Source organism: Endozoicomonas sp. ALC013 (assembly GCF_049310205.1).
In the GTDB taxonomy this organism is placed as follows: domain Bacteria; phylum Pseudomonadota; class Gammaproteobacteria; order Pseudomonadales; family Endozoicomonadaceae; genus Endozoicomonas.
In genome coordinates, this window is sequence record NZ_JBLYNS010000236.1 from 1 (window position 1) to 4,639 (window position 4,639).

3 protein-coding genes and 2 pseudogenes are annotated in these 4,639 nt (G+C 53.1%); all 5 read left to right on the forward strand.

From position 1 onward, the window contains the following. Window positions 1-644 (forward strand): annotated as a pseudogene (locus tag ACO6V1_RS22455) (hypothetical protein); the annotation flags it as partial. A gap of 204 nt (window positions 645-848) precedes the next feature. Beyond that, a complete protein-coding gene (locus tag ACO6V1_RS22460) occupies window positions 849-1,721 on the forward strand; it encodes an alpha/beta hydrolase (RefSeq protein ID WP_422444419.1) in 873 nt (290 codons plus the stop codon). Next, window positions 1,714-2,439 (forward strand): 4'-phosphopantetheinyl transferase family protein, encoded by a 726-nt coding sequence (locus ACO6V1_RS22465; protein ID WP_422444417.1) that lies wholly within the window; start codon window positions 1,714-1,716, stop codon window positions 2,437-2,439. The genes ACO6V1_RS22460 and ACO6V1_RS22465 overlap by 8 nt, the downstream gene beginning before the upstream one ends. 349 nt (window positions 2,440-2,788) lie before the next feature. Continuing rightward, complete coding sequence (locus tag ACO6V1_RS22470) at window positions 2,789-2,917, forward strand: hypothetical protein (RefSeq protein WP_422468691.1); 129 nt, start codon at window positions 2,789-2,791, stop codon at window positions 2,915-2,917. A gap of 15 nt (window positions 2,918-2,932) precedes the next feature. Continuing rightward, window positions 2,933-4,633 (forward strand): annotated as a pseudogene (locus tag ACO6V1_RS22475) (fatty acyl-AMP ligase); the annotation flags it as partial. Between the last annotated feature and the right edge of the window lie 6 nt (window positions 4,634-4,639).

The window sequence follows — 4,639 nt, forward strand, 5'->3', positions numbered from 1 at the left end:
CAGGACGTGGTCATCTGGAAACTGGCCTGCGCTGGAGCAGTTTTGTACAGGGCTGGGATCTGGCGGCATTGATGTTTTATCACTATCAGGACAACCCGGTGTTGTATCGCTCTTTCGATGAGGGGCGTATTGCCGTGTCACCGGAATACCAGCGCACGCTTTTGTATGGCCTGAGCGCCAGTAATGCTTTCGCTGACTGGGTAGTGCGGCTGGAGCTGGCTTATAGCACCCGTAATGCGGTACTGCGGGAAGACTTGGTCGACCAGGGCATTTACACCACCGGCGAGATGACCTCCGTGCTGGGACTAGATTATCAGGGGCTGGATAACTGGTTTCTCAGTTATCAGTTCTACCAAAGCACGCTGAACAACAGACCTGCTGCGGTGATACGCAAACAGACCACCGTCCGACACACCCTGCTGGGGCGGCGTGACTTCTGGAACGACACTCTGGAGTTGGAGCTGAAAGGGCTGCATAACCAGGATTACAACGATGGCATGCTGCGTGCGAAGCTGAGCTGGGATGTGGACGACAGCTGGCGACTGTGGACTGGAGCCGATCTGTTCTACGGCGATGACGACGGGCCGTTTGGCCAGTTCCGGGAGCAGGACCGGCTGGTGCTGGGGGCGGAGATCACTTTTTAGTGCGCTTGAATGTCAGTCTGCGTACACCAGCCGGATCAGGATGCGGGTTGTTCTTCCCGCTCCATCAGACCATCCATGGTCTGGGTCGCTCTCAGGCCATCCTGGCTTTTGGAATAGCAACCCGAACCCTGCCCCTGTTGTATGAGGACTCATGCTTGGCGGAGCCAGTCATAACAATAAACATAAGTAAGGAAGGTGATAACCATGAATATGATGACCCTGTTACGGATCAAGAACCGGTTTCTGGGCACGCTTCTGCCCGGTAAAGTGGCCAGGGATCATGTAACGCTGTTTCTTTCCCCTCGTCGGTTTCCCTTGAAAGACTGGGAAGAGAAAGCGGAGCTGAATGGGCAACGGATAAGTTTCGGGGCAGAGTTTGATAACAGCCTCAGTGCTCTGCGCTGGGGGGAAGGTGGTGAAGATAAAAAGCGGGTTTTGATTATGCATGGCTGGGAAAGTCGCGCTACGCAGATGCAGGCTCTGGCTCAGCCTTTGATTGAGGAGGGGTATGAAGTGATCGCTATTGATGCCCCTCGCCACGGTTTGTCCAAAGGGAAACAGGCTAATCCAGTGCAGTTTGCTCTGGCGGTGATTGCTGCGTGTCACGAGCTGGGGCCGTTTGATGCTGCTATCGGCCACTCTATGGGCTGTGCCGGTCTGGCTATTGCACGGGAACAGGGGGCCGCTATTAACCGTTATGTTTTAATGGCGTCGCCCGCGAATATGCTAGATACCCTGCGTGCCTTTGCCGATTTTATGGGGTTACCCAAAACCTGTACCGAAAAATTTATTGTGGGTGTTGGCCATGCAGTTGGCCGTCCGGCTGAAGAGCTGGATATTGGGACGATGCTCGCGGACGGTCAGCCTGATGTGCTACTGGTACACGCTCGTAACGATATTGAAGTACCGTTCGCTGCCATGACATGTATTCATGACAAGCTGGGTAATGCCCAGACTTGGACGTCGCCGTCGCTCGGTCATAGGAAACTGGTGCGTGATCCGGATATTGCATCCATGATTGGCCGGTTTATCAGTACCGGACATGTAGTGGAGGAAAAGCTACCTGGTCATGCTTGAGCCACAGGTAAAGGCGGATGCGTTTCTTGATGCCAGGTATTATCTGAACCGTCAGCACCGGACTCTTGCTGAGGGCGTTGAGGGGTGGCTGGTCAATATGGAGGAGCTGCTTGCCTGTTGGCCGCCGTGGCACGATTTTTCAGGCCTGCTCACGAAACGAGAACGACAGCGATGGTGCGATTATCAAACTATTGTTGATGATGGTCTGCGAGCCCGCAGTTTCCTCTTTGGACGCAGTGTTCTGCGCTTACTGCTCGCAGATCGCCTGGAAGTCAGCCCTGATCAGGTGCCTCTCACCCGGGACGCTCATGGCAAGCCTCAGCTAGAGAACAGCTGTTTGCACTTTAACCTCAGCCATAGTGGTGAGTGGTTGTGGTTGGTGATCAGCAGCCTTGGTCCGGTCGGTGCCGATGTTGAGTGTTTGCTGACCTGCGAGCCGGTGACTGAGCCACTTATCGAAATGGTTGCATCCCCGGAAGAACAACGTACCCTTCGGCAAGCACCGGCCTCAAAGCGTGACATTGTGTTTCTGCGCTTGTGGGTGTTAAAAGAAACGTACTTAAAAGCAATCGGTTCGGGCCTTCTCCAAGATCCGCGTTTGCTGAAGATAAACGACGACAATACAATTTCTCATATCTATAAATTCAATAATCCTCTCTGCTCCCAGATCGCTTTCATCCAGACAGACAGCTGTATAGTTGCATGGGCACAGCTCTAACTCTTCTATATCTGCCTTAGATATTGTATCGCCCTCTATCAGAAACTTTGGCATTTTCTTTGCTGTATTCTAGAAAACTGCAAAAAACATAGATTAGTAGTAACTTTTGAGTAGTTTTGGTGCGTTGCTTGTAAAAGTGTTCAAAGTGCAGACAGAATTGCATATCCGATGCACTGCGAATACTTGTCATGGAAATGCAATGTTTGATCAGTATTTTACTGGCAGAAATGCATGTATATACATTCTAAGACATGTATATACATGACAAGTGACAGCTACCTGCTTCATGGAAAATCAGAAAACAGTTGATCAGTTCGTCAAGGGGTTTCGGAGGATAAGGATGATCAAAATGGATACTGCTCGGAAAGACGCCGCCATGGGAGCCGTTGAACGCCAGTCATTGAAAACTGACTTTGGTGTCGTCTATGAGTCCAGGCCAGTGCCAGCACTTGAGTTTATTGCGGATATCGTGGCCTGACGTGCTGACCATGAGCCTGAGAAGGAGGCATTCACCTATCTTGTGGATGGCGATGAGGATGCGATTACTTGGACGTATCAGGATTTGAAAAATGCCGTGGCTTACACGGCTAACCATATCAACCCCAGCATTCAGCACCACGATCGTGTGGTGCTGTTGTTTGAACCCGGTCTGGCCTTTCTGGCCTCGTATCTGGCCACTGTTGGCAGTGGTGCGATTGCTGTGCCCTGCCATCCGCCTATGGGCACCCGTCAGGTGCAGCGCTTTCTGAGCATGCTGCAGGACTGCAAACCGAAGATCATCCTCTACAGCCGGTTTATCCGTGAGAGCAATGCCCAGCTGGCTCAGTTCACGGCTATGGCGGCGCAGATGGGTATCAAGCTGGTTGAAGTGGATGTACCTGATCAGCCAGAAGAGCAAAACTGGGACAGGCCACAGCAGGCCTTGAATGACACGGCCATGCTGCAGTACACCTCTGCCTCGACCGGTAAGCCCAAAGGCGTCATGGTCTCCCAGCATAATCTGGTGAAGAACTGTGAGGCGATCTACAAGTGGCTCGCGCCCCACCCACCGCGTAAAGGATGCATCTGGCTGCCGCCTTACCATGATATGGGGCTGCTCGGTGGCATTATGCAGCCGCTCTATGCTGGCTTCCCGCTGGTGTTTATGTCGCCGATGCATTTTATTCAGCGCCCGTTGCGCTGGTTGAAGGCGATTTCCGACCACCGGCTGACGACGACAGGTGCGCCTAACTTTGCATTTCAGTTATGCGTCGATGGTATTACCGATGAAGAGCTGAAAGAGGCCAATCTGGACCTGTCCTGTGCCCGGGAAATTTTCAGTGGTTCAGAGCCTATTAACCCCAACACAATTTCTGCGTTCTATCAGCGGTTCCGTGAACATGGTCTGCCTTCTACCTCGCTAAATCCCTGTTACGGTCTGGCTGAAGCGACATTGTTTGTCTCCGGCAAAAAGGCTGACACCGTTGTGGCTTCCCAGCCGTTTGCACGTGACGACCTGGATCGGTGGCAGGTCACGCCCAGTCTGGAAGGCCGGACGCTGGTCAGCTGTGGTGAAGCTGGCAATGAACTGGATATTCGTATTGTTGACCCGGATACAGCACAGCCCGCTGCCATCGATGATGTCGGTGAAATCTGGATCGCAGGGCCCAGCATTGCCCAGGGCTACTGGCGCAACGATCAGCTAACCGAAACCGCCTTCCACAACCGGCTGCCAGGCTCTGAGGCAAGCTATTACCGGACCGGCGATCTGGGTTTTATGCTCGATGGTGAACTATACGTCACTGGTCGTCTGAAAGAAGTCATTATTGTCCGTGGCCGTAATCTCTATCCCCAGGATATTGAACGTTGCGTGCTGGCCTCTTCGTCCCTGCTGGATGGTAGGAGTCTGGCTTCGGCCTTTGCTATTTCCGGTGATGACACAGAAGAGCTGGGTGTACTGGTTGAAGTGCGACAGCCGGTGACGCCAGAGCAGGTTGAGGAAATACAGACTGTTACCAGCGCCGCTATTCGGGCCGAATTCCAGGTCGAACCCGTAGTGGTGCACGTCGGCCCTCGCAAAACTGTGCTGCGCACGACCAGCGGCAAGATCCAGCGTCTGGCTTGTGCCCACGCTTACCACAAAGGCAAACTGCCGGATTTCCCCCAGAACTCACCTGTGCATAAAGCGAAGGCTGGTGAGAGGGTTCCCGCATGAAAAGCA